Annotated in this window: 21 protein-coding genes and 1 pseudogene; 10 read left to right on the plus strand and 12 right to left on the minus strand. The window is 40.4% G+C overall.

The genetic code is table 11. The features are described from left to right. The first annotated feature begins 66 nt into the window (after positions 1–66). The 4 genes from L641_RS0117240 (at position 67) to L641_RS0117255 (ending at position 4,059) form a co-directional block, all read left to right on the plus strand. Positions 67–2,007 carry a RecQ family ATP-dependent DNA helicase gene (locus L641_RS0117240; protein ID WP_024602611.1) on the plus strand — a complete coding sequence of 647 codons (1,941 nt, stop codon included), beginning with the start codon at positions 67–69 and terminating at the stop codon, positions 2,005–2,007. A 107-nt stretch (positions 2,008–2,114) separates the two neighbouring features. Continuing rightward, on the plus strand, positions 2,115–3,188 hold the full coding sequence (locus tag L641_RS0117245) for a porin (RefSeq protein ID WP_013462897.1): 1,074 nt from the start codon (positions 2,115–2,117) through the stop codon (positions 3,186–3,188). An 11-nt stretch (positions 3,189–3,199) separates the two neighbouring features. Next, on the plus strand, positions 3,200–3,607 hold the full coding sequence (locus L641_RS0117250; protein WP_013462898.1) for a substrate-binding domain-containing protein: 408 nt from the start codon (positions 3,200–3,202) through the stop codon (positions 3,605–3,607). 149 nt (positions 3,608–3,756) lie between these two features. Further along, on the plus strand, positions 3,757–4,059 hold the full coding sequence (locus L641_RS0117255; protein ID WP_013462899.1) for a YkgJ family cysteine cluster protein: 303 nt from the start codon (positions 3,757–3,759) through the stop codon (positions 4,057–4,059). A 32-nt stretch (positions 4,060–4,091) separates the two neighbouring features. Here L641_RS0117255 and L641_RS0117260 read toward each other — a convergent pair whose 3' ends face one another. The 3 genes from L641_RS0117260 to L641_RS0117270 are packed head-to-tail and all read right to left on the minus strand — an operon-like array spanning position 4,092 to position 7,578. Then, entirely contained in the window at positions 4,092–5,456 is a 1,365-nt protein-coding gene (locus tag L641_RS0117260; protein WP_013462900.1) for a TrkH family potassium uptake protein, read from the minus strand. A 2-nt stretch (positions 5,457–5,458) separates the two neighbouring features. Beyond that, positions 5,459–6,112 carry a TrkA family potassium uptake protein gene (locus tag L641_RS0117265; protein WP_013462901.1) on the minus strand — a complete coding sequence of 218 codons (654 nt, stop codon included), beginning with the start codon at positions 6,110–6,112 and terminating at the stop codon, positions 5,459–5,461. Between the two features lie 11 nt (positions 6,113–6,123). Further along, positions 6,124–7,578 carry a potassium transporter TrkG gene (locus tag L641_RS0117270; RefSeq protein WP_024602612.1) on the minus strand — a complete coding sequence of 485 codons (1,455 nt, stop codon included), beginning with the start codon at positions 7,576–7,578 and terminating at the stop codon, positions 6,124–6,126. A gap of 205 nt (positions 7,579–7,783) precedes the next feature. Here L641_RS0117270 and L641_RS0117275 point away from each other — a divergent pair, with 205 nt between their 5' ends. The 4 genes from L641_RS0117275 (at position 7,784) to L641_RS0117290 (ending at position 13,684) form a co-directional block, all read left to right on the plus strand. Continuing rightward, on the plus strand, positions 7,784–9,109 hold the full coding sequence (locus tag L641_RS0117275; protein WP_024602613.1) for a DUF4118 domain-containing protein: 1,326 nt from the start codon (positions 7,784–7,786) through the stop codon (positions 9,107–9,109). Beyond that, complete coding sequence (locus tag L641_RS0117280; protein WP_024602614.1) at positions 9,102–9,770, plus strand: response regulator transcription factor; 669 nt, start codon at positions 9,102–9,104, stop codon at positions 9,768–9,770. Before L641_RS0117275 ends, L641_RS0117280 begins: the two co-directional genes overlap by 8 nt. A gap of 244 nt (positions 9,771–10,014) precedes the next feature. After that, complete coding sequence (locus tag L641_RS0117285; RefSeq protein WP_231893559.1) at positions 10,015–12,129, plus strand: ATP-binding protein; 2,115 nt, start codon at positions 10,015–10,017, stop codon at positions 12,127–12,129. Positions 12,130–12,148: 19 nt separating this feature from the next. Further along, positions 12,149–13,684 (plus strand): HD domain-containing phosphohydrolase, encoded by a 1,536-nt coding sequence (locus tag L641_RS0117290; RefSeq protein WP_024602616.1) that lies wholly within the window; start codon positions 12,149–12,151, stop codon positions 13,682–13,684. 51 nt (positions 13,685–13,735) lie between these two features. On the opposite strand, the gene L641_RS0117295 is transcribed toward L641_RS0117290, so the two are convergent. From L641_RS0117295 to L641_RS0117310, 4 genes and pseudogenes are all read right to left on the minus strand, one after another. Further along, positions 13,736–14,353, minus strand: a complete 618-nt coding sequence (locus tag L641_RS0117295; RefSeq protein ID WP_016899137.1) for a glutathione S-transferase — start codon at positions 14,351–14,353, stop codon at positions 13,736–13,738. Between the two features lie 48 nt (positions 14,354–14,401). Beyond that, on the minus strand, positions 14,402–15,430 hold the full coding sequence (locus L641_RS0117300; protein ID WP_024602617.1) for an NADP-dependent oxidoreductase: 1,029 nt from the start codon (positions 15,428–15,430) through the stop codon (positions 14,402–14,404). A gap of 171 nt (positions 15,431–15,601) precedes the next feature. Further along, entirely contained in the window at positions 15,602–15,778 is a 177-nt protein-coding gene (locus L641_RS22430; RefSeq protein WP_013462910.1) for a GNAT family protein, read from the minus strand. 275 nt (positions 15,779–16,053) lie between these two features. Beyond that, a pseudogene (locus L641_RS0117310) lies at positions 16,054–16,362 on the minus strand (GNAT family N-acetyltransferase); the annotation flags it as partial. 153 nt (positions 16,363–16,515) lie between these two features. On the opposite strand from L641_RS0117310, the gene L641_RS0117315 reads away from it, so the two are divergent. Next, complete coding sequence (locus L641_RS0117315) at positions 16,516–17,721, plus strand: anhydro-N-acetylmuramic acid kinase (protein ID WP_024602619.1); 1,206 nt, start codon at positions 16,516–16,518, stop codon at positions 17,719–17,721. A 36-nt stretch (positions 17,722–17,757) separates the two neighbouring features. Here L641_RS0117315 and L641_RS0117320 read toward each other — a convergent pair whose 3' ends face one another. Further along, a complete protein-coding gene (locus L641_RS0117320) occupies positions 17,758–18,243 on the minus strand; it encodes a hypothetical protein (RefSeq protein ID WP_013462913.1) in 486 nt (161 codons plus the stop codon). Positions 18,244–18,858: 615 nt separating this feature from the next. Between L641_RS0117320 and L641_RS0117330 the strand changes: the two genes are divergently transcribed. After that, the gene (locus L641_RS0117330) at positions 18,859–20,928 is read left to right on the plus strand and encodes an EAL domain-containing protein (protein WP_253944074.1); all 2,070 of its coding nucleotides are present in this window, start codon (positions 18,859–18,861) and stop codon (positions 20,926–20,928) included. Between the two features lies 1 nt (position 20,929). Here the strand turns inward: L641_RS0117330 and L641_RS0117335 are convergent, their stop codons facing one another. The 4 genes from L641_RS0117335 to L641_RS0117350 are packed head-to-tail and all read right to left on the minus strand — an operon-like array spanning position 20,930 to position 26,738. Continuing rightward, complete coding sequence (locus L641_RS0117335) at positions 20,930–21,937, minus strand: L-threonylcarbamoyladenylate synthase (RefSeq protein WP_024602621.1); 1,008 nt, start codon at positions 21,935–21,937, stop codon at positions 20,930–20,932. Positions 21,938–21,945: 8 nt separating this feature from the next. Then, the gene (locus L641_RS0117340; RefSeq protein ID WP_024602622.1) at positions 21,946–22,743 is read right to left on the minus strand and encodes a DUF6671 family protein; all 798 of its coding nucleotides are present in this window, start codon (positions 22,741–22,743) and stop codon (positions 21,946–21,948) included. A gap of 3 nt (positions 22,744–22,746) precedes the next feature. Next, entirely contained in the window at positions 22,747–25,173 is a 2,427-nt protein-coding gene (locus tag L641_RS0117345; protein WP_024602623.1) for a DUF2309 domain-containing protein, read from the minus strand. After that, complete coding sequence (locus L641_RS0117350) at positions 25,170–26,738, minus strand: NADH-quinone oxidoreductase subunit L (protein WP_024602624.1); 1,569 nt, start codon at positions 26,736–26,738, stop codon at positions 25,170–25,172. The genes L641_RS0117345 and L641_RS0117350 overlap by 4 nt, the downstream gene beginning before the upstream one ends. Positions 26,739–26,806: the final 68 nt, after the last annotated feature.

The following is a 26,806-nucleotide window of genomic DNA, read 5'->3' on the forward strand; positions in this document are numbered from 1 at the left end:
ATGCAAATATTTCATCTACTGCGCATTTACAGCATTTATGGGCACCGACATAAAAAGGACGCTTTTATGAGTACCTCGCTAGTTCAGTCTCTTGAGCAACATTTTGGTTTTAATCAGTTTAGAGCAGGACAACAACAAACCATAGAGCAGCTGCTAAATGGCCAATCATCATTGGCAATATTTCCTACAGGATCGGGTAAGTCGTTGTGCTATCAACTCACCGCGTTACATTTACCGCATTTAACGCTGGTGGTATCGCCGTTATTGGCCTTGATGAAAGATCAAATTAGCTTTTTAAATAGCAAAGGAATCTATGCCGCCAGCCTCGACTCAAGCCAAGACCAAATGCAAAGTAGCACTGTAATGAACGACGTACGAAGTGGTAAAGTTAAAGTGTTAATGGTGTCGGTTGAGCGCTTTAAAAACGAACGCTTTAGGGAGTTTATAAGCCAAGTGGCGCTTTCTATGTTGGTTGTTGACGAAGCGCATTGTATATCTGAATGGGGGCATAACTTTAGACCCGATTACTTAAAACTACCTCGTTATCGTGAAGAGCTAAATATTCCGTTAGTGCTACTATTAACCGCTACCGCCACTAAAAAAGTAAAACGCGATATGGCCGAGCGCTTTGCTATTGAGCCACAATGTATTGTGCAAACGGGGTTTTATCGCGCTAATTTAGATTTAAATGTGCTGAGTGTTAAAACGGCGGATAAAAACAATGAGCTTACTAAAATTGTCCGTGCGCAAACCGGCCCCGGTATTGTGTATGTCACGCTGCAGCAAAGTGCTGAGCAAGTGGCCAATATGTTAAGCGCGCAGGGCCTGCAAGCAGTGGCGTATCATGCAGGGCTTGAAGACACCCTACGCGGGCAAATTCAAGACGATTTTATGGCAGGCAAAATAAATGTAGTGGTTGCTACCATTGCCTTTGGTATGGGGGTTGATAAATCAGACATACGCTTTGTAATTCACTACGATTTACCTAAATCAATAGAAAACTACAGCCAAGAAATTGGCCGCGCAGGGCGTGACGGCAACCCATCAAATTGTTATACCTTGGCTAATTTAGATGGCTTAAATACAGTAGAAAACTTTATTTACGGCGATACCCCAGAGTACAGCAGTATTGAATATGTTATTAACGATATTCGCCAAGCTCAACAGCAATGGGAAATGCAAGAATATAGCCTTTCAAGCGAGAGTAATATTCGCCAACTTGCCCTTAAAACCTTGCTGGTACAGCTTGAAATGCAAGGCGCAATAACCCCGCAGTATGCTTATTATGCCGATTTTAAGTATAAATTTTTGGTTGATAAAAATGAGTTACTTAGCCAGTTTGATGAGCAGCGCCAAGCTTTTTTAACACAAATATTTAGTCATACCGACTTTAAAAAAATATGGGGCACACTTAATTTTGACTCCCTAACGCAAGCCGCGCAGGTTGACCGTAAACGTGTGGTAGCCGCGCTTGACTATTTGGCTGAAAAAAACCTTATCACCCTTGAAACCAAACGTATTACTCACGTGTACAAAGTGCATAGCGAGGTGATTAATAATCCTGCACTTGCCCAGCAGTTACACGATTATTTTACCGATAAAGAGCAAGCGGAAATAAAACGGATTGCTGCTTTAGTACGCTTTTTTGAGCTGCAATCTTGCTTAAGCTATAACTTAGCCCGTTACTTTGATGATGCGAATGCGCCACAGCAGTGTGGACATTGCTCGGTGTGTCGTGGGCATTCAGTTAAGCTTGAATATTCAATTCCCCCTGCAACGATTGATACAGCGCTTATTTATCAAAAGGTCGATGAGTTTTTAGCGCACATGGCAACTAAAGGTGTACACAATGTGGGTATTGAAACCCAATGCCGGTTTTTAGCGGGAATGAGCGTGCCACTGTTTGCGCGTAATAAAGTACGTCAACTAAGTGGTTTTGCACTGTGCGAGCAACAGCGCTACAGCGAAATTAAAGGGACATTGCTATCAAGGTCGATGGCTAAATAATATTAGAAATCAGTATAAAAATAAAAGAGTGTTAATTTTTTGTTTCTTTTTCTTGCTTTACTATACTCAAGTTGGCTATGACAGCCATTATAATAATGAGGTGATCAATGAAACTGCAAAAAATTATACTATTGGGAGCATTTATATCAGCAAGTAGTTATGCTGAAATTAATATTTCGGGTTTTGCAAGTATTAATGCAGGTAAGGTACTGAGCGGTACAGGTGTCCCGCAATATGGCGTTGAACCAACATTTCTTGCGGACTATCCAAATGTTAGTGCATACACTGAAGATTTATCCTTTTCGCCAGAGTCTTTGATTGGATTACAGGTATCAGGCGATTTGGGTGAAGGTCTTTCTGTAACAGGTCAGCTAGTTGCCAGAGGAGTCAACGACTTTGAGGCAAATTTTGAATGGGCTTATATTTCTTACGATATTAATGATAATTGGACTATTCAAGCAGGTAAGAAGCGTTTACCACTATTTTACTACTCAGACTTTTTCGATGTAGGTTATGCATATGTATGGATGCGAGCCCCTGCAGATAACTATACATGGCAAGTATTTAACTACGAGGGCGTTAATTTACTCTACTCAGGTTCTATAGGTGACTGGGGAGTGTCTGCGAATATTTATACCGGTAAAGAGGACGATGACGATAACAAGCTATTATCAGACTTCTTCTTTCAAGAGCCAACAAGAGAAATTTGGGAAGATATGTTAGGCGGCGTACTGTTACTAAATCGTGACTGGCTCGAACTAAGAGTGACCCACATGCAATACACCAACAAGCGTTTTCGTGCGGGTGAACCGGTTTTGTGGGACGGCAAAGATAGCAGAGATGGTAAATTTTATGGTTTAGCTGCAAATCTTGATTTTGGTGATTTTTTCGTTTTAAGTGAGCTTAACCGCTTAGACTTAGATGGTAATCTCGACACTTATATGATCAGTGCGGGCTATCGTTTTGACTCTATTACACCTTATGTCATGTTTTCAGACTTCGAACAAGAAGGTGAAGGTGATACAGAACAGCATAATACATTTGCTGTTGGTGTGAGGTGGGACTTTCATCCGTCAGCTGCATTTAAAGTGCAATACGATAGAGTCAAAGATGACTCGTTTGATTTAGCTGTGGCCGGTGATAGTAAAGCTATCACGCTTGGTGTCGATGTTGTATTTTAAGGAGAGGTAAAATGAAAAAATTAATATTAAGTGTAATATTCCTGTTTACGAACTTCGCCTATGCAGATTTTGCTATTATCGTGCATCCTTCAAATGAAAGTAGCTTTGATGAGTCTGTTATCAGCCGAATTTATACAGGAAAAGAAAAGTCATTTAGCAATGGCAATAAGATCATTCCAATATCTCAAGAACCAAGTAGTGCTGCAACCGAGCAATTTAATAGTAAATTACTTAATAAAACGTCTTCTCAGTTAAAAGCATATTGGTCAAAACTAATTTTTACAGGAAAGGGCACACCACCTAAAGAGTTAGAAAATGACAGTGAAGTAATCAAAATGGTCGCAGCTAACCCTGACACCATTGGCTTTGTCTCTTCATCAGCTGTATCGGATAACGTTAAAGTGGTTTTCAATTTTTAATCTTAAATAAGCGTGCTGGTTAATCAGCACGCTTTTTTAGTGATTAGTTAATTACAATATAACGATGTTTAATATCTGACGTTATTTTACTGTCACCCTTGCCTCGCTCGTGTATCCTATAGCTTGTATATCATTTATCAAAAGTCTGTATGCCAAACTCAATCATTGCTGTTGAAAATATCAATACCCAACCAGTCACTTGCGCTAACTGCCAAGCGTGTTGCTGCCAATTAGAAGTGCGTATTGTCACTGATACCGGTGTTCCTTTTCGATATATTGATTACGACAAATGGGGCAGTGAGGTCATGAAGCGCGGCGACGATGGCTGGTGCGAAGCACTTGATAGAAATACCCTCATGTGTACTATTTACGAAAATCGCCCATTAACGTGTCGAGAATTTGAAATGGCATCGGGTGAGTGTATTACTGAGCGGGAGCTAGCGGGTATTTAAAACGCGGGCTGATTAACCCGCGTGAATGTTTGTTAGCCAATAGAGAGTTGCGCGCTTGGGTATCTTAGCTTTTTAGTGCGTGGACTTGCTAAAAAATAGGCGATAGTGAGCGGACCTATTCTGCCCATGAACATTAAAAACATAATAATAAACTCTCCCAGTGGTGATAGCGAGGATGTTAAACCACGTGAAAGCCCTACCGTCCCCAGTGCAGATACCGCTTCAAAAGCAACATCTAAAAAAGGCGCATCTTCGACGACTAGTAAGGTAAAAATAGCTAACCAAGTGACTCCTGCTGAAATAATGGTTAAAGCTAATGCTTTATACACAGATTCTTTGTCTATTTCTCGGCGTAACACAGTGACGCCTTTGTCACGTCTTAGGTAGCTATAGGTTGCTAAAATTAAAACGATAAACGTAACGACTTTAATGCCACTTGCGGTACTTAAAGAGCCGCCACCAATAAACATAAGCATCATAGTTAAAGCGGTGCTGGCATTTTTTAATTCTTCAATAGCAATGGTATTGAATCCCGCAGTACGGGGTGTGACAGCTTGAAACCAAGCAGCTAACCATTTACCTACTTCAGACAGTGGTTGCAGTGTTTTTGGATTATCGTATTCAATCGCGTAAATAAGCAATAATGCAATAACGTTAATAATAACTGTGCTGATCAACATTAATTTACTGTAGGGACTGAGCTTTGCCCAACGCTTTGATTTATATAAATCCATTAATACGGTAAAGCCAAGCCCACCAATAATAAACAAACCGGTAATAGTTAAATTCACAACGGGGTCTTCAACATACTGCATTAAGCTGTTAGGACTCAATGCAAACCCTGCATTGTTGAAAGCGCTAATGGTATAAAAAAGAGCATGAAAAAAGCTTTTCTGTAAACCCATTTCAGGTAGCCAATACAGCGTTAAAATAACAACGCCTATGGATTCTACGATTAGTGCAAACAGTAAAACAGACTTAGCGGTATTGACCAACGTAGATGTATCTGTTTGATTAAAAGCAGCTTTGGTGACTGTTTTTTGAATAAAGCCAACTTTATTACCCAGTGCCATTAAAGTTACAACCGCAAAGGTCATTAACCCCAGACCACCCAGTTGAATTAATAACGCAATAACGCCTTGTCCAAAAGGGGTAAACACTGAACCGGTATCCACTACAACCAGTCCAGTTACAGTCACCGCAGAGGTTGCCGTAAACGCACTTTGTATCCATGAAATAGGCTCATAGGTTGCGAAAGGCAGTTTTAATGCTAATGCTCCTAGCGTTATTAATATTAAAAAACTGCAACATAAAATAAGAGGCGGAGCCGCATTGATTTTTTTATGCCCACTGACTTTGCGCTCAATAGGCGTTTTGAGAGGGTGCCATAAAACCATGATTATAAGAGCCTTGGAGCTAGATAGTTTAATTCGACTCGGCTACCTGATAGCAGTAAGGTGTCGTGGGTATGTAACTCAAAGTCGTCATCAAGTTTGACAAACGTTTGCTTGGCGCGCTTTACCAATAGAGGGTCTACAGTGCCTTTTATTTCTCTGAGTAGATGCCCTAGTTTTGTTTTATGTAGGTGAGCTTTTATACTTACTTCAACAACGTATAAGCCATTGCCTAATGAAATATAGTCGTTCACTATCGGGTAATTAAGCGCTTGTGCAACGCGCACCCCCATTTCTTCCTCAGGGTGAATAATGCGTGTTACACCTAATTTAGAGATAATAGTGTGATGGGCTTTAGTACTCGCTTTTACCCATATTTGCTCAACAGCTAAGTTTTTTAATGCAAGCGTGCACAGAATGCTCGATTGCATATCTTCCCCAATCGCCACTAAAACAGCCTGACTACTCGCTAAATCAAGCTCTTTAAGTGCGGCTTCATCGGTGGAGTCGCAAACGATGGTTTCAGATAAATGCTCAACATACTTTTCGGCGAGTTTTGGGTTACTATCTACGCCAGTCACTGTGTGTCCTAAATGAATTAACTCAAGACTTGCTGCAATGCCGAAGCGACCTAAACCAATCACTGTAAAATGTGCCATATTATTCCTCGTTATTTTTTCCAAAAGCTATGAGTAAAAAGTGCAAAAACAGTAAAATATTCTAACCGGCCCACGATCATAGCGACCGAGAGTATCCAAATACCGGTATCTGAAACGGGTTGAAAGTTAGCGCCAACTTCACCAAACCCAGGGCCAAGTACATTGACGCAAGCAGCTACCGCAGTAAATGCACTCCAAAAATCAAGACCCGTTGCCATAAGTAACATTGTAAACAGTAAGCTTGTACCAACAGCAAAGGTCATAAATGCCATAATTGCATGGCGTACATCTTCTTTAACGGGCGAACCTTGATATTTAAGTGTAAATATCGCTCTTGGATGAAGTAGCTGTTTAATATTGTTATTAATCATTCTGCCAACAATAATGTTACGAATTATTTTATTTCCGCCAGCGGTTGAACCTGCGCAACCACCAAGATAGCCAGCAATTACCAGTAAAAACCCAGCCTCAGCTGGCCAGTCAGTAAAGCCTGCTGCGCCATAATCGGTGCTGGTAATAAAAGAAATAATATGGAATGTGGAGAAACTAAATGCTTCAAGTACATTTGAGTAGCTGTCTTTAAGCAGCAACATGGTGGTTAAAAGAACTGATAAAAATACGACGATATAAATAAAATAACGTGTTTCTTCATCGCGATAATAACTAGTAATGGCTCTTTTGTGCGCCACTTTGAAGTGCAAGGCAAAGTTAATCGCACCTGCAAGCATAAAGACATTAGCTATCCACAGCAGTAAATGGCTGCGGTAATACCACATACTGGCATCATGCGTTGAAAACCCCCCAGTTGAAACTGTGGTAAAGGCATGTGCAATCGCATCGTATAAACTCATTCCGCCAGCGTAATAGGCTAAAATACAAAGTAGCGTGATTGCAAAGTAAACACCCCATAAATAATGCGCGGTACTGGCAACGCGCGGAGTTAATTTTTCGTCTTTAATGGGGCCTGGGGTTTCTGCTTTTAGTAATTTCATGCCACCAATATTCAACATAGGTAAAATAGCCACTACAAAAATTACTATGCCTAAACCGCCCATCCATTGTAAAAATTGTCGATACAATAAAAAGCTAGCAGGCATGTTATCGAGCCCTGATAGCACGGTTGCACCAGTGGTAGTTAAGGCGCTAATTGACTCAAATACTGCATCGCTAAAGTTAACGCCAGTGACAACCAAAATGGGAATAGCGCCTAACACACCGGCTATAATCCACGTTACTGTGGCGTAAATGAGTGCATCTCTGAATGTTGCACCGGTATAATCTGTTTTACGTAAATTGATAAGTAGCATTAAAGCGACTGAGATCATCGTTGCGCCAGAAATAAGAAACGCACTAATAACGCGATCTTTAAAAATAAATAATGAAAGCGCTGCGAATACTAGTTGCACCACTCCCATCCAAATAATAGGAAAGGCGAGTAGTCTTAAGGTGATTTTCCAATTTATCATCAATACGCCTTATCAAATACCTATTGCAGGTAACACGCAATCACTAAAGTTGAGTTGAATATACGGGATCAAATACTAAAGTCAGCGCTGCACTGCAAAGCTTTATAAAGATTTAACGAACGAGATAAAAAACTTTATAAAAACTTTATAGAGGCAATATCGAAAAGGCAGTAACCTAAGTGCTCAAATGTTAGAGGAATAATTAATGAATCAGGTCGAGGCCAAACCAAGGTGGTATAAAGCATTTTTTTTGGCGTTAATAATGCCATTAATTGTGGTTATGGCCATTTTCCCTGTACGTAACTGGTTTACTACTACCGATATTGTAATGCTTCAGTTATTGTGGGTGACTTGGGTTGCTGTACGTAGTAACCGTCGCCTTGCGATACTGACCACCTTAGTAAGTGTCGCATGTACAGATTGGTTTTTTGTTGCCCCTAATTTTACTTTTCATATTGAAAACATAGAATATTTAGTAACTTTTATTGTTATGCTAATTGTTGGTTTTGTGATCAGTCAATTGGCGGGGGAGCTCAGTACTAAAGTCAGAGATGTGCAATTACACGCAAGTAATAGCCGCACCTTGTATGAACTGGCAAAAGACCTAAATAGCCTAGATACGCTGGACGAACAAAAAAAGTACTTTGTACAGCGGATCGGTAAGCATTTAAATGCATCTTGCACATTTATGCCTGCAGCACCGCGAGGCAACAGTGAATTTATATTACTTAGTGAGGCTAACCCGAGCTGGGGCGGGTTTAATTTTACTAAACGGTTAACGCAAGGGCAAAAAGCTTTTGCTGATACCGCTATCTCGCTGCTTTATCAAGTACATGAAAAAACGATATTACGCCAGCAGTCGGCTGCTATTTCGGTGCAAGCGGAATTAGAGCGCGCTAAAAATGCACTTTTACGTAGTTTGTCACATGATTTACGCACACCATTGGCAACTATTATGGGCGCATCCAGCATGCTTGCAGATGATGAAATTACCCTCAGCGACAGCGTGATAAAAGAGCAAGCGAGTAATATTTATGAGCAAAGTAAAATACTTAATCAGCACTTTGATAAAGTCATGGAGTTAAGCCGAGTTAATAAAATGGGTGAAAACCTATGTTGGCAAACAATAAACTTACAAGCATTACTCAGTGAAGCCAAAGCTCGCAGACAGCAGCAACTCACTCATTTTGTTATAGATACCAATATAGACGCTCAGTCAAAATGCATAGGGGATGTGACTTTATTAGAAATTGCGCTAGCTAATATGCTCGAAAATGCATGGCGTTATGGTGATGGGAAGGTGAGCGTTGAATTTACTCAAAGTAGCAATCAGCAAAAGGTATGTTATCAGTTACTTCTCACTAATAACGTGATCACTAAAGCGCAAACAAGTAGCGATGAAGGCGTTGGGCTGGGCAGTATTATTTGTGATGTGGTAGCTAAATTTCACCAAGGTACATTTACATTAACAATTAACAACGAGACACAGATGGCGTACGCAAAATTGATCTGGGAAAAAGACAATGACTAAAATCTTAATATTGGAAGACTCTCCCCCTTTACAAAGCTTTTTAAAAACCTTGTTGCAAGCCAGTGGTTACGAGCTAAGTATTTGTGATAAAGGCTTAGATGGTTTTGCACGTTTAAGTGAGCAAAGTTATGATCTTGTGTTATTAGACTTAGGCTTGTTAGATATGGACGGTCAAGACTGGCTGATTGAGTTTCGACAATGGAGTGCCTTACCTGTTTTGGTGCTGTCAGCGCGAGATGGCGAAGTTGAAAAGGTAACCGCGCTTGATAATGGAGCAAATGACTATATTACCAAACCGTTTAGCGCGAATGAGTTACTCGCCAGAATTCGGGTGTTATTGCGCACCCAAAGTCAGCCGAGTGTGGCGTTTACCTGTGGGAATATAAAAATAGATCCACAAAAGCACATAGTAACCACCTCGGGGAATGAGATAAAACTGACTAAAAAAGAGTACGCAATATTATTATTGCTGTTTCAAAATAAAGATAAAGTACTCACTCATAATGCAATTTTAAGCCATATTTGGGGAGCGCAGTACATAGACCGTCCTGAATATGTGCGGGTACATGTAGCGCAGCTCAGACAAAAACTAGAAGCTAACCCTGCTAGTCCAAAATACATATTAACTGAACCCGCTGTGGGTTATCGGTTGGTCGATTAAACAATAAGAACTTTACAGTCTGCTCTACAACTCAGCGAGTCTGATAAATTATATAAATAACGCTTTTGTTTCCAAGCGATACTCTATTTAACAACCTTGTCCGTTATATAGCGGGTATTTTAATACCCCGCTTCTGCATTAATTTCTACACAATTGATTTGCCTAGAAAGTTTTTATAGTCTAATTTTTAAGCTTAATACTTCAGATCCTCAGGATGTTGGCTTGCTTGTTTAAGCCTAAAATTATGCGACTACCACTCATACACTCTTTGCAAGGAAAGATGCTGCTGTATTTGGCATTGCCCGTCATGCTCATTATTGCCAGTATCTTGAGTTATTGGTATTCAACTAGCCTTAATCAGGCTGTTATACAAGCAAAACTAAATTTAAGCCAGACGGCAGATACGATTGCCGCGAAGGTAAATGAAGAAACGCAATTAGCGGTACGCACTACAGAGATTATGGCCTTAGCACAGCAAAATGGGTTGTTTGGTAATAGAGAGGCAAGTATTAATTTTGTTCGTGCAGTGCTTAAAATGAACCCTTCATTTGTGGGGGCTTCGTTTGGTTATGAGCCTAATGCCGATAATCAAGATCAAGCCTATATTAATGCTCCACCGTTAAAAGAGGGCGTTTATGTAGACCAAACTGGCCGTTTTTTACCTTATTGGCATCGTGATTTTAATGACTCTGAACGTTTGTTACTTGAGCCCTTGGTCGATATGGAATCAAGTCTTTATTATGAGGGAGTACGTCAACAGTTTTTACGTGATGGTAATACCGAGACGATGATCACTGAGCCCTATGTTTACGAGGGAAGAATGCTGGTTGAACAAAGTTCGCCAATTATTATTAATGGCGAATTTGTCGGTATGGCAAGTGTAGATAGAGCACTTGCTGATATAACGGAATTCTTACAAACCATAAAGCAGCAACTAAAAATTGATGTTTTGTTACTCAGCCAACGTGACAACGTGATTGCCACGACATTAAATCATTCAGGACTAAAAACGAAAGCCATTTTAGACACAGATTATGCAAGTATAGCCAAACAGCTAAAATCACAGGGGCAAGCAAGAGAAATATTATCTGCTAACGATCCTTTTGATTCTGGAATATTCTATTTTGATAAAGCCAAGGTTGCCACTGGGCATTGGACAGTGATAGTGCGTCGCTCTGAAACCGATATTATTGGGCCTATTCAAGCGCAATTTAGCCCATTATTGGCAGCGGCTTTTGCAAGTGTATTACTGGTGTTTTTACTCTTTTGGTATTTTATTAACCGAACAACCAAGCGTATTAATATTGCGATTAAATCTGTTGAACAGCTAGCTAATGGAGATTTATCTATTCATGTTCAAAAGTATATGACTCAAAAGGATGAGCTTGGCACCATGTTTAGAAGCTTTGAGCGTTTAATTAAAGCCAGTAAAGATATTGATCAGGTTTGCTCTGCGATTGCAGCTGGGGATTTTTCTCAAACAGTTTCTAAGCGCAGCCCTTATGACAGTTTAAGTGATTCTATTAATTTAATGTCGAGTAAACGCCATGAGGCAGAGCAGGCTCTACTTGAGCAAACCATAGAGCTTCGTCGCACTCAGCAGGAACTTGTTGAAGCAGAGAAAATGTCTTCACTTGGAAGTTTAGTCAGTGGTGTGGCACATGAGGTGAATACACCGTTAGGTGTTTGTGTGACAGCGACATCTCATTTGCGAGAAATGTTAATCGAAACTAAAAACAAAGTGGCTTCTGGCACCTTAAGTAAAACAGAGTTTAGTGAGTTTATTAGTGAAGTTGATTTAAGCTGTGACATTTTGCTAAAAAACATGCAACGTGCCGCTGATTTAATAAGCAGTTTTAAACGTGTAGCGGTTGATCAAACAACCGAAGAATTACGTAATTTGTATGTAAGTAGTTATTTTAATGAGGTGCTAAAAAGCCTCTATCATACCCTTAAAGCAACACCGGTTGATATTACCATTAGTGCAACGGAGCCTGAGCCAGAAGTGTATTCTGATCCTGGTGCCTTAGCGCAAATTTTCACTAATTTAGTAATGAATTCAATTATTCACGGTTTTCAAAATGGTAGAAAAAAAGGGCAGATAAGTGTTCATATTGAGTACTCAGACTCTGTCTGTATTCATTATCAAGACAGTGGTCAAGGCATGACAGATGAAGTTCAGAAAAAAGTGTTTGACCCGTTTTACACTACAAATAGAGCGGGTGGCGGCAGTGGCTTGGGGATGAATATTGTTTATAACCTCGTAGTTCACCGCCTGAAAGGGCAAATTGCAGTAAAGCAAAAAGAATCCACAGGCGTTTATTTTTTCATTCAATTTCCGGTAACGCCACCGAATTAATAAATAGCAGGGTGTGTTTATGGAGTGGTTACAAGATGATGTAGTGTCAGATAAAGCGGTTGCCAACAGCAATGCTAAGCCATGGAAAATCTTAATTGTTGATGACGATGACTCGGTGCATCAGGTAACTCAACTTGCAATGAAGCGCTTTGAATTTGAGCAACGCCCTGTTGAACTACACAGTGTTTACAGTGCATCTGAGGCGAAAGAGAAACTACAAAGCTCAGAACGTTACGCATTAATTTTACTAGATGTCGTAATGGAAACAGAACATGCAGGATTAGATCTTGCGCGATTTATTCGCCAAGACTTACAAAATGGTTATAGTCGAATTATTTTGCGAACAGGTCAGCCTGGGGTTGCGCCTGAGCGCAGTGTTATTCGCGATTATGATATTGATGGCTATAAAGCGAAGAGCCAACTGCAAAGCCAAGATCTTGAATTGATTTTTTATACCTCTTTACGAGCCTACCGCGATATTTGTATGCTACAAACTCACCGCTATAATTTAAAAAGACTAATAAAAGCTATCTCTACCATTACCCAAATTGGTGACTTGGTAGAGTTTACCTCTGTTGTCATGGAAGAGTTAAAACTTGTACTGAATATGAGCTCGGCCAATTTATATATTGATGCGCCTAAAGTATTTGGTATTTGTCAGTTAGATGAAAAGTTGCAAATGATTGAAGGGGAAGTCTCAGGTATACATCTGTTCACGGGAAGTGGTATTGATAGTATTCCGAAAAAGCATCAAGAGTACTTTTTAAGGGCGAAACAAACCAAGCAGAATTTTATTGCAGAAGATCATTATGTTTATTTTCATCATTCACAAAAAGGTCTAGATTCAATACTCGCATTTCAATCATTGCAACCGGTTAAAAAAGAAGCGCAACAGCTTGTTGACTTGTTTTTGGGCAATGTTGTTCTCACATTTGAAAGTTTATTATTAGCTAATTCAATTGAAGAAACCCAGCAGCTGGCTATTTTACTGATGGGAGGTGCCATGGAGTCGCGCTCCAAGGAAACGGGATCTCACGTAATTAGGGTTGGCTTATATGCAAAATTACTCGCGCAGCTGCATAATCAAAATCAAGCGTACTGCGATAAAATTAGCCTAGCTGCGCAATTACATGATGTAGGAAAGGTAGGTGTACCAGATCTCATTTTAAACAAGCCGGCAAAATTAGATGCTGACGAGTGGGAAATTATGAAACAGCATACCACTAAGGGCTGGGAAATTCTCAAAGGGACAGCTAATCCTGTTATTGATATGGCTGCAAACATTGCGATTGATCATCACGAGCGTTGGAATGGAGCCGGTTATCCGCACGCAAAAAAACAGCAAGAAATCAGTTTAGAGGGACGAATTACTGCGATTGCTGATGTGTTTGATGCGTTATGTTGTCGCCGTTGTTATAAAGAGCCTTGGAGTATGGATGACGCAAAAGCGGAAATAATTAAAGGTGCAGGTAATCATTTTGATCCAAACTTAGTTGCACTTTTTGAAGCACATTTTAATGATTTTAAACAAATCTACCTGGATAGGCCTGAATAGAAAAGCGGGTATCGCTTTGACTGTGAAACCACAATCAAAGCGAAAGGTAAGTTAGTCGTACTTGGCTTCTAACTCGTTAGCGGTATGAAATTTTTCATGAGATTGTAATTGCTCATCGTATTTAACCAGGTTTTTAAAGTGCTCTAACTGGCCTGCATTTTTAACGATTTCAACAATAAACGACATCATAAAATCGGCTCCGGTTAGGGTCTCGCCCACTAAATAACGCTTGCCTTCAAGACGGCTGTTAAAATAGCTAATCACTTTAGCGGTTTCTGCATCAGCATAGCCCTCTAAAAACTGGGTTTTAGCACCATCTTTTTGCACAAACATTTTGAGTAAAAGCGGTAAAATTGCTGAGCTTTCTGCAAAATGTAGCCATTGCTGGTAGTCAACGTAATCAGGGGTGCCTGCTTTTGGGGCAAATTTACCTTTGCCATATTTAGTGATCAGGTAATCTGTGATAGCGCCAGACTCGGCAATCACTAAGCCATCATCTTCTATAACTGGCGATTTACCCAGCGGATGCACATTTTTAAGCTCATCAGGGGCTAAAAAAGTCTCAGTGTTACGTTGGTAAGCAACAATTTCGTAATCGACCTCAAGCTCTTCTAGTAACCAAATAATACGTTTAGAGCGAGATTTATTTAAATGGTGTAGTTTAATCATTTTCTTCCTTATTGAGCTGTGTTGAATTACAACACAGCCTGAATGTTATTATAGTGGGCTGTTAATCCTTACTACGGTTTTACCAAAGTTCTTCCCACTGATCATGTCGTTAAATGCACTGATGGTGTTTTCAATGCCTTCTACTAGATGTTCGCGGTATTGAATTTTTCCGTCTTGTAGCCATTTTTGCATGTCTTGTGCAAATTCGTCATAGCGGTGGCCATAATCATCAAAAATAATAAAGCCTTGCATTTTGATGCGCTTAGTTAGTAATTGTCCCATTAACATGCCCATTCGGTCTGGGCCCTCAGGCAAACTGGTCGCATTATATTGCGATACCAAACCACAGATAGGCACGCGCGCTGAGGTATTAAGCAAAGGTAATACGGCGTCAAACACTTTTCCGCCCACATTTTCATAATAAACATCAATGCCTTGGTCACATGCTTTTTCTAATTGCTCGGCAAAGTCATCGGCTTTGTGATCAATACAGGCATCAAAGCCTAGCTTTTCAACGGCATGAGCACATTTTTCGCTGCCACCGGCAACTCCAACCACTTTACAGCCTTTAATTTTAGCAATTTGGCCAACCGTTGCACCAACAGGTCCCGTTGCTGCTGCAACGACCACGGTTTCACCTGCTTTAGGGGCGCCAATATCGAGTAAACCCATGTAGGCGGTAAAGCCAGGCATACCCATAATACCCAATGCGTATGAAGGGTTTGTTGGTTCTTTACCTAATGACATTAAGCCTTCGCCATTTGAGATGGCGTAAGTTTGCCAACCTGTGTACGCTAATACCCATTCGCCTTCGCTAAATTTATCGTTTTTAGATGTTTCTACTTGGCACACCGTTGCACCAACCATTACATCACCAATTTCGACAGGGTCGGCATACGATTTAGCATCGCTCATACGGCCACGCATGTAGGGGTCTAATGATAAGTAAATTGTACGCAACAGTACTTCGCCCTCTTTTAACGATGGAAGCTCTTTGCTTTTAAATTCAAAGTTGTCATTGGTAGGGGCGCCATGTGGGCGCGAGGCTAAAGTAAATTGACGGCTAGTTGTAGACATAAAAATCTCCAAAATAAAGTGAAAAACCACCTATTACCGAATGTTTAAGCTTTAAAACAATACACGGCTCAACAATAATGCGCGGATAGGCAGATAAAATTTGTACCTTGATACACGAGCTTTGGGCGAGAAGGGGTTAATTCAACCTTTGCAAACATTTAATTAGAATAATTACTCTGTTTTTAGCATGCTAAATATATGGCTATCAAAATAGTGACCATTTTTATAAATTGCTTGTTTTAAAATAGCCTCGGTATTAAAGCCACTTTTAAGCAGCGCCTTTATTGAGCCCGCATTACCAGCAAATACAGCCGCATAAATACGGTTTAAATTAGTACTTTTAAACACTTCTTTAGGGTCTGTTGACCTTTGCGGATTACAATTTGTTCAAACTAGGGGCGGTTTAATCGCGGCGCGAGGTTTGTAACCTAGTGGGCTAAGTCAAAACCGAGCAACAAAGAGTAAATAGCCCCTAGGCAGAACCCGAAGGGCAGCGCCTGTTTAGCATTAATGCTGCGTTATCGCCTATTTATGGGGAATAACCACACCTCATAGGCTCTGCCTTGCCTAAATACCAAACAGACTGTTGCAAATTTAACCTTGAAAGGTCAACAGACCCTAATAATCAACCCAATGGCTTGGGTGATAATACCTTGCCCCCAATATTGCTGACTAAGCCAATAGCCAATTTCGCCACTGCGGCTATACTCAAATTCACCAGGAATAACACCAATACAACCAACACACAGGCCATCAACTTCAATGGCTTTAATGATGCCACATTTTGCTCCCTCGTTTATCCACCAATTCGCATCTGCCTGCGTATACGGAAATGGAATTTTAGAGGACAAATAGCGAGCTACTTGTTGATTGTTCAAAATGGTTACGATTTGAAAGGTATCGTGTTGCTTGAACTCACGTAAAATCATCATATGGTAAATAAGTTTATTATTATCAACCAATAACCTAGTAAGCTTTAGGCGTTTAAACAATGAAACTATCTTTTTAAAATTAAAGTGTATACAGCTATAACTTTGCTTTAAACTCTTTTAAAATATAATAAAAAGTACCTACACAGAGTCACTATGCACCCACACATTGCCGCCCTTTATAATAGCGCTAAAAAGCCTAGTCGTTTAATTATTGGCCTAATGAGTGGCACCTCTTTAGATGGTTTAGATGTGGCGCTATGTAAAATAACCGGAGCGGGTTTGCATACCCAAATAGAGGTATTAAAATTCACCACGGTTGAGTACAACGATGAGTATAAAACTAAAATAAAACAGGTGTTTGCTAAGCGCGAATGCGATTTAGAAGTGCTGACTTTGTTACATCCGTGGGTAGGTAAATTCCATGGTGCTATGGTTAATCAGTGTTTAGCACTGTGGCAAGTAAATCCAGCCGATATTGATGTAATAGCCAGTCACGGGCAAACTATTTATCACTGCCCGCAATCCCAACATAACCACCACGATTTTAAAAATGGCACGCTACAAATTGGCGACAGCGATCAAATAGCGGTTACTACAGGCATTACCACGATAGGTGACTTTAGGCAAAAGCATATTGCTGCTGGTGGTGAAGGTGCACCATTAGCTGTGTATGGAGATTATTTGTTTTTTGCCAGCCCAAATGAAAATCGTATTTTACTCAACATGGGGGGCATTGCTAATTTAACATTTTTACCTAAAAACGGCGATACTGGAGCGGTCTTTAGCTCTGACATTGGCCCTGGCAATACTATTATGGATGCTTATGTACAGCATTATTTTAAAGGGCTGCATTATGATGAGGGAGCTAAACTTGCCAAAGCTGGTAAAGTGAATACAAAGCTTCTTGCTGCGCTTACCGATAACGCGTTTTTTAAATTACCACTGCCTAAAACAACCGGACCTGAGGTGTTTAATTTAGCTTATTTACGGGCGGCACAAATGCATTCAACGACACAAAGACTAAACCACGAAGATGTTTTAGCGACTTTAAATGCCCTTTCTGCCACTACGATTGCCAAGGCGTTAAATGACTGTGCTCAACATACTCAAGAGTGTGTAGTATATGCCAGTGGTGGAGGTATTCATAATCCATTATTAATGGAGCAATTACTGATGCACTGCCCAAACATTAAGGCGTTTAAAAACACCGAGAATTTAGGCGTAAATCCTGATGCCAAAGAGGCCGTGCTGTTTGCTATTTTGGCAAATGAATGTTTGGCAGGGCAACGTCAAGGCTTAAATAATAACAACCAAGGGATTTTAGACATAACTATGGGTAAAGTGAGCTTTGCTGATTGAGTAATAAAAAACCAGTGGAAAATTGTGCGCCAATAACTAAAAAAGCGAAAGTAAAGCTGTTCCCATATTAGCGAAATACTGACGTACCCGATGCGGCCTAGGCGGCGCTATATAAGTTGCAGGTGCAGTATAACCACTACCAAATTGGTTAATATGCATATCAAACTGCAAACTATTTTTTAACGTGCCGTGCTTACCATGCAAAATCATTTGCATCACAAAATCATGACTATGTGCTATTTGACTCAAAGTTAGGTTGACTCGCCCTTGTTCTAGATCAGATAGGTTGAGTGTTTTTTCTGTGTAGTATTGAGCCGCTCGTGCATTTGGCTCAGTTGCGCTGAGTGAAATAATATCACTTTCATGAGCAGCCTCAGGTAAAACGCATTGCAGTGTGATTTGATGCTGACTGTTAGCATCCTGCGATAGCGTTTCAAATTCCATGCTGTGACTCATTGCCGCAGACATAGGATCTTCAAATGACGGAAGTGCAAAGGTAAGTTGCACTATAGATTCGCTCATGAGGGGCTTCAAATGCTATTTTTGATTAATAATGCAGCTATTATTACCGATCATTATTGCAAAATTATGACTAAACAAAACGACTTCATACATGAGCTGGTTTAAATTACATTTTACAACTAAAGCTATTGTTTTAAATCAATATTATATTTAATAAATAAACTACAATAGTCGCTTAATAATATCGTTTATTAAATGCAAGGACACAACGAGGCCTTAGCTTAGCAATAACAATAATGCTTTTATCGAGCTTGCTGGTTGTTAATTAATGTTGCCTTTATTGTTAATTAAAGGTGTTTATTTGTGTGTATTTTCTTAATTTTGCAATAAAATTGCTTGAAAAAAAACCAAGCTAGCCATAAAGTGCTTTTAAGAGCCCAAATACATAACACACTACCAAACAGGTTGTGGCGGGGTTGTGAGAATTAGATGGCACTAATAAAAAATAATTTATGGAAACTCTTCTGTTTTTTGCTGTTGGGTGGCTTAATTTTATTAAGCGTGCTTTTGGTTTACGAGTGGAAAAACATCAAAAAAGATTACCGCACGAGCTCCCAAAATCGTGTGGAATTTTCTGCGCAAGCACTTAAAAGCACCCTTAGAAATAAAGAGCTGATGCTAGATTTAATTGGTAGAGATATTCTCTCTAATAATAATTTACATGAAAAAACGTCGACAATTAAACTTCTTGATAATATTTTGCTCGAAAATCCCGTGTTATTAGGCTTTGGACTGTTTAATCCGCAAGGCGAGATTATTTATTACAGCTCAAACTTAAACGCTTCAACCATGATCAACCTGAAAGAAAATAAAAATACACGCCAAAGCTTTGCGCAAACCCTCGTATCAGACAAAATGGTATTAGGACAGACTTACTTTAATGAATCTTTACAAGAGTGGGTGATCCCAATAAGAAAAGCATTACGCGATAAGAGCGGCACAGTAATCGCGGTTATGACGGCAGGTATGGCGGTGTCGAGAGGGACTAAGTACTTAAATATTTTGCAAAGTAATCGTGATGATTACATCATGCTAGCAAGAGAAATAGATGGCTTTATTCAATACAGCTCGGTTAGAGATGCAGATATAGCAAGTTATATAAAAACCCAGACTAAAGAGGCATTGGGGTTATCGGGTAATGCTTTGATAGAGCAAACAGGTAAAACAAAGCAAACACTTAAATCTTCCGAGGAAGTGTTTAGCATAGAAACGACGGTAAAAGGCAAACCGTATATCACCTCAGCAAAATTTGATAACCGTTATCAGTTGTGGACTCTGTCACAAATGGCGATGCAACCAATAAAAAATCTGTATTATTGGAAAGTTGGCTTGTATGTCCTAGTTTATGTGTTTATTTGTATGGTGCTATTTTTTGGTTTTAGGCTTATTGCACGTGCTGAAAAAAAGCGTATTGATGAGCTATTCCATCTTTCAAGACATGATGATTTGACCAAACTCCCAAATCGAAAAGCGTTACGAGATAGCTTTGAAGAAAAAAAAGAAACATCGTTTAGCTTAGCAATCATTAACATTACCAACTTGCGTTCTATGAATAATCGCTTTGGCATGGAGTTTGGCGATAAAGCGATAAAAACCTTTGCTGGCTTTTTAAAAACAACATTTTTATCACCCTATTTAGTATTTAGAAATAGTGGGAATGAATTTTGTATTATTGCACCTCACACTTTTGATGAGCAAAACAGACGTGCATTCGAGCATATTTTAGAGTCAGCAATCCAGCAATATGAAACCAACAATAGTGAACGATTACTTAATATAAGTGTGGGCATAGCCTGTTATCCAGAGCATGGTATAACAAAGAGTAAGCTCGTACGAAGTGCGCATTTAGCTAACCAGTGGGCAAAAGATACCGGCCAATGGCTGTGTCATTATCATGCTGATATTAAACAAGCTTACTTACGTCGTTTAAAAGTAGAAGAGCGGCTTAATATGGCGTTAAACGAGCAGTCATTGTCTATGGCGTATCAGTGCCAAGTAAATGAACAGGGTAAAATCCATGCTATGGAGGCGCTCATTCGTTGGAAAGATGGTGAGCTTGGTATGGTATCACCCGCTGAGTTTATTGCTATTGCAGAGCAAAGTGATTTAATTTTTAAAATTGGTGACTTTGTTTTAGCGCGATCTATTGGTGAGTTTGCAAAAATGCAGCAACACAGCGATACCCCTCTTGAATTGGCAATAAACATTTCAGTAATGCAATTTCAAAGTAGTGTATTTATTCCTACATTATTACACAGTTTAGAGACGCACAATGTTACTGCGCAAAGTATCATTTTAGAAATAACAGAATCCCTCTTTATGGATAATCTTGAACATGTGATTGATACGATTAAGAGCTTAAAGTCACGTGGAATACGCTTTTCAATGGATGATTTTGGCACAGGCTATTCATCACTGAGTCTTTTGAGACGCTTACCGATAGATGAACTGAAAATAGATAAGAGCTTTGTTGATGATATTTTGGTGGACTCTAAATCAAATAGTATGGTGCAAAGTATTATTGCCATTGCCAACAGCCATAACTTAAGTGTTATAGCTGAAGGCGTGGAAGAGCAGGCACAGTTTGATATGTTAGTTAATATTGGCTGTAAACGTTTTCAGGGGTATTACTTTTATAAACCTGTGGCAGCAGCAACGGTTATTGAATACCTATCGGTTAATTAACTTATCCTGCAAATACTGTGGTGGCACGGCTAAGGCGGTCATTCACAGCACCCCACTCACTGCCTACTGGCGGCTTTTCGATATAAATATTCATCGGGGTTGTCTCATCAATAAGATGCAGCGTTTTATACATGTTTTTAGCATACTCAACAGGGCAAGCACTGAGCTTAGTAATATACTGAGGCGAAATGTGATTAGCTAATAACTGTTGCTCTGCCTTGGTTGAATAGATTAAATAATGTGTTTGCAAATGGGGAGTGTTACTCAAAACACTTGGAAAATCTGCGCTATTAACAAGTATTGCAGGAGCATGGGGCTGATAATGCGCCTTTACATTACCAGGCACTGCCTCATTGTGTGAAAGCGGTGTAGTGACATTTAGTCCGGTTTTTTGCAAAATATCAGCAGCGGATACGGGCCCTGGGCGTAAAATGCGAAGCTGCTCAGTGGTGGCATCAACAATCGTTGACTCAATACCCACATCACATTGCCCGCCCTCTAATACCGCGCTAATTCGGCCATTTAAATCGCGCATAACATGGGCTGAATTTATTGGGCTTAGTTGTTTGTAGCGGTTAGCTGAGGGAGCTGCAAGTCCAGTATTTAATTGTTTTAAAACGGCTAAAAATTGCGGATGTGCTGGTACGCGTAAACCGATGCTATTCAATCCACCTGTTACAGGGCTATTTAAATTATCTTTTGCATTTAAAATAAGTGTGAGCGGCCCTGGCCAAAAGGCTTCAGCAAGTGTAATCGCTGCCTTATTTACATTTTTTGCCCAGTGGTGCACATGTGATAGTTCAGGAATATGCACAATTAACGGGTGGTTTGTTGGGCGTCCTTTCGCGGCAAATATTTTTGCTACAGCATCACTATTGCTCGCATCGGCAGCAAGGCCGTACACAGTTTCTGTGGGTAAGGCAACGCATTCGCCCGCTTTTAATAGTGCCACGGCTTGGTTAATACGCTCTTCAGTATTCAATAATTGAGTGGGTTGTAATGATGTCATAATAACTCTTAAGGATTACAAAACTGGCAATATGTTGCATCAGCAACGCGTTTTTTATTTGTTTCAATGTGGCTAAAGCCGCAACTATCACACACTGAAGTAGTTGATTTCATTTGTTCTGTTGGCATATTACATAGCTCACAGGGCAAGCCTTTTGTAACTTGTTTAGCAACAAAGTTAGGGTTTTGGCACTGTGGGCATGTTGATGATATTCGCCTTGCAAGATCTTCTGCAGCTCGGCTAATAATTACTTGGCGTTGCGGGCTATACATGGCCCTTAGATCAGGCGCGATTGTACCTGTGCTTGGCGTTTTTTCTGTATATAAAGCAATAAGCGCTTTTATACTAAGCCCTTTATGAAGCGTTTGGGTGTCGTCAAGTATCCAATGTTGGTTTTTATAGCGCTGACATGCAGTAGCGATTGATTCAGCACTGGTTTCACTGCTAATGCTTAAGCTGCTCGGCGAAAATGGCCCGCCAGCATATCCATAAATAGTATTGTTATTGTGTTTATCATAAAAACAAATAACTTCTTCGTCCCAGTTCATTAAACCCGGGTACGGCCCACCCCCAAAACTGCCTTCACTGCCAAGCCCAAATTGCTCGCCTGTGAGTTCACATGCGCGCTGAGCTTTTGTCAGTGCCGCTGTGTTGGCACTACAATGACGTTGTACTTCGTGACTAAACATCCCAAGTGTATCGGTATCAAATAAATCAGTAGTGAATACCTCAAAACCAAGTGGCTCCAAAGCGGGAGCTACTAAAGGCGCCTTTTTATGTTTCGTGGCAATGACTATCTTTGGCATAGCTTATATTGGCTCATTAGAGGCTGAAATAGTTGAGAAATGTCCATTTTCGAACTGCTCTAGGGTATTATCATCGCCCCAGCGAATGAGAGTGAGCCAATGGTTATCAATCAGCTCCTTCACCATGACATGTTTGTTATAAATTGCCGCGATTGCCGATTGCGGCGCAGCAATATATACATTAAGGCGAATTGGTTCGTGCATCCATTTTTCCCCATTGTGCAGTGACTGCATGGCTAAGCCAATACGAAGGTCACCGCCATTACCTTCAAATAATCCAATATTACCGCCGACTGCGTTGTGAAGTATTTTATTACCACTGCCGTATTTATGGTTGTCGGTAACCGAGGCATTATATTGACTATTGATCCAATGGGTTACTATCATGGGGGCGGTCATGATCAGTTCTAATACCGCAAATTCGTTATCGTTTTCCCATTCATAATTATGTAAAAAACAGCGTCCTTGTAAGTTAACACTGCGAGTCCAGGCTCGTGGTGCAACAATAAAGGCGGCGTTATTAGCAAGCCCCCATTCTGGGCGTACTTGCGACCAATCGCGGGCACGCTGTTGATAAGCATGGTTAATTTCATCCGCGGTTTTATTAACTAACTGCGGGTCGATATTTACTAAGCGTTCTTGCTGAGCGGTTTGCGTGGCAACGGTTAGCCATTTTTTTAGATTGTCATTAAGCTCGGTATCGTAAGCGGTGATGACATCCGTGGTTGTGTTATGAATAGCGGCAATAAATTGCGTGCTCTGTGCCAGTGTTAGCCCTCGCTCTTTAAGCGCTTGGCGCACTTGGGTATCGTTTAGTAAGTTAGCCAGCACGCGTACATTAACTTCGCCACTTTGCCCTCCACAGGCTCCACATTCTAGGCCAGCGCTGTGCAAGTTATTAGTTGTATGACTGGCGTGACCTACCAACATAACATGCGGCGCAAACTCTTTTATTCCTAAGGTGTTAAGCACTTTTTGAGCTAAGTCGGTTTTGTCTTTTAGGGTCAGTTTTTGCTGGTTTTGTGTTAATTGCCAGTCGGTGGTTGCGCACTTTTTAGCTTTACCTTTAGATAAAAAGGTATTTTTTATTAATTTAAATGCATACAGCCAGCCTGCTGATTCAACCATAGAAAACGATGAGGGGGCTGATTTTGACCAACTTTGCCATGTAGCACTATTTTGACGAGATGCTTCAAGCGCCGCGTCTTTGTGTGTTTGTGTGGCATGTATGGCTGGTTTGAGTAGCCCGGGTAGTTGAGGACGAGTAATTGCACTACCATTTTCTTGATATTCTAGTGGCAAGCCAAAAAAGCCGGCAAAGCCGAAGGTTTCTATATTTTTACTTTGCGATTCAAGCGCGCGGCGAATAACCTCTGAGCGTACATCAATACAAAACACTGCTTGTAATTGAGCGTTGTTCACTGGCGTTTTAGTGGCGTTTTGCAGCGCATGATTAAGCGGGTATTGATAGCTCAGCTCCAGTGCTTTTGCCCACACCCATAATGGCTTTTGTGCCAATTTGTGTGCATGCAGGCGCTCAATTACGAGTGACTTTTCTTGCTGCCACTGACTTTGTAGTTGTTTAAATGAAGCACTATCATGATCTGCTAGATACTGCCAAATAACCAAGTCCCATGCCATTCGCATGGCCAGTAGCTGTTTCATATCATCTTTGGGTTTAGCGTAAAGTTGGCCTTGGAATCGCAAATACGCTAACCACGATGCCCAACCATTAATATCTAAAAGCAGCGAATGAGCATATAACTCTAACGAGTCGTTATCTATATTAAGGGTTGAGAGTGTTAGTGCAATCAGTTCATCAGCGCAAGTGGGCAGTCGTTTAAAGTAGCCATTTAAATGCTTTTCATCCATTACAATACTAATGCCTTTATCCGCTTGAATAACGGTTAACCAATGGCGATATAAAGGTGATTGTGATGATGTGTCATCACCATGAAGCATAGGGCCAAGCTGCTGATAATGCGCGGCACAAAACTGGCTCAATTGATGGGTAATTTCATCATGCCAAGCCATTTTATGTTTATTGCGCTGCTGGTCGAGTAAATCTGCAATGTTGTGCCAATCCACTAAGGGAACATCAATGTGAAGGGTTTTTGTGAGTTGCTCATGCGTAAAGTCACTGTTAAGTAACTTGGCTGCATCAGCTAAGTGGTTATCAGTAATTATGCCGTTGTCGTACTTGTGCTGATAAAAGTCTTTAGGCATGAGCATATTGGCATTACATAAGGTATCAATGCGTGCGCTTACATCTTCAATAGGCAGGTGGCGCATTTCCCAAAATGGGTTAACGGCAATCATCTGATCTAAAGGCCAGTTTGGTGCTATGTAACCGCATACTTTATTAAGTATGTTGTTTTCAGTGTCACTTAACGATAATGCCGTGTGATTTGAATGCGTTTGATTGCTCATTTTGATTCCTCAACGGTGATTCCAGCTGCATGATTTTTTAAATCGGTGTGGCCATTATTAGGTAAATTTATCGGCCATATTTTTAGGGTTAATCGCGTAAACCACTCATCTAAATACAAGCCTGCAAATAATAGGGTGGAAAGTGATTTAACCTGTGGTCGCCAAGACTGGTAGCGTAAAAAGTAGCTGGCAATCATTAACGTTAAAATAAGGGCTATTACCCAGCTATCGGCGAGGCTAAATGCAGCTTCGCGCCACTGCTCAAGCTCTAGTGCTAAAGTAAATATATTTTTAGCAACCACATAGCTAAAAACTACTAAGAGTGCAATTAACAACTTTTTACTGCGAGTTTGCACGTTAGAAGCGCCATGTTGGTTGGCCAGTAAAATAGTTAAAGCCGATGCTAAAAGTAGCCACACACTGACCGCACCTTGATAGCCGCTAATGAACCATGCAGCGCCAACTAGGGTAATCGACACCAATGCCCCCGTTAACCAAGCAAAGCACGTGGGTGATTGTTTTGGAATGTGGCGGCGAATCAGATCTTCGTTTACACCGTTGCCTGAGTTTAAAAATGCAAAGGCTTTATAGGTTGAATGAGTAACAAGGTGAAGCAGAGCCAGTTCAAATAATCCCAGCGCACATTCTATGAGCATTAATCCCATTTGCGCACTGGTAGACCAAGCAAGCCTTACTTTAACGCTTATTCGGGTAGTCATTATCAAAGCGCTGATCACCGTAGTTAAACCAGCAATAATTAAAATTAACCACTGTGCAGCCGCAGCTTGAATAAACAAAGGCGCAAATAAAACTAATAAAAAGCCACCTAAATTTATCACCCCAGCATGCAATAAGGCACTGACGGGTGTAGGCACCTCAACCACTTTGATTAGCCAGCCATGCATAGGCAACTGAGCACATTTGATTAAAGCTGCAAAAGCGATTAAAAAGGCCGCGAGTTGTTCAGCCAAAGATAGCGGTAGTGTGGTGGTGTGATAAAAAGTAGTGATATCGCTAATGTATAGGCTATTGTGAGTAACCGATAATATAATAAATGCGACGAGTAATAAGGATTCAGCTACGCGTGCCACAATAAACTTTTTATGAGCGGCGAGTACCGCACGAGGGCGCTCAGGATAAAACATTAATAGTTTATGCAGTGCTAAACTAATTGACACCCAGCCTAGCCAAAATAGCGCTAAGTGATTGCTCATAACTACAATCAGCACTGCGGTTACGGTTAATAGCAGCCAGCGCCAAAAATAGTTTACACGTGGCTCACCTTGCATATAGTGTTTGCAAAACCGAATTAATATTAGCGTTATGAACAGGATTAGTCCTAGCATAATAGCGCGGGTCACTGAGAGCGATAAGAAACTCAGTAAATCAAAGGCATAAATACGATAAAGTGCAACGGCACTGATAAATGCAACACTATTAAATAGCATCACTTTAAACAGTACATTGCCATTTGAGGCACAAGGTTGTCGGCCAATTAGCCACGCCGCTAAAAATGTGCTTAATGGCATCATTAGTAATAACAACGAAATAATATACTCGCTCATTCAGTGCTCCTTATTTAGTTATTGGAGTATGACAAACTAGATAACTAAATAAAAATAGATATAATGCA

The organism is Pseudoalteromonas sp. TB41, assembly GCF_000497975.1.
Taxonomy (GTDB): Bacteria; Pseudomonadota; Gammaproteobacteria; order Enterobacterales; family Alteromonadaceae; genus Pseudoalteromonas; species Pseudoalteromonas tetraodonis.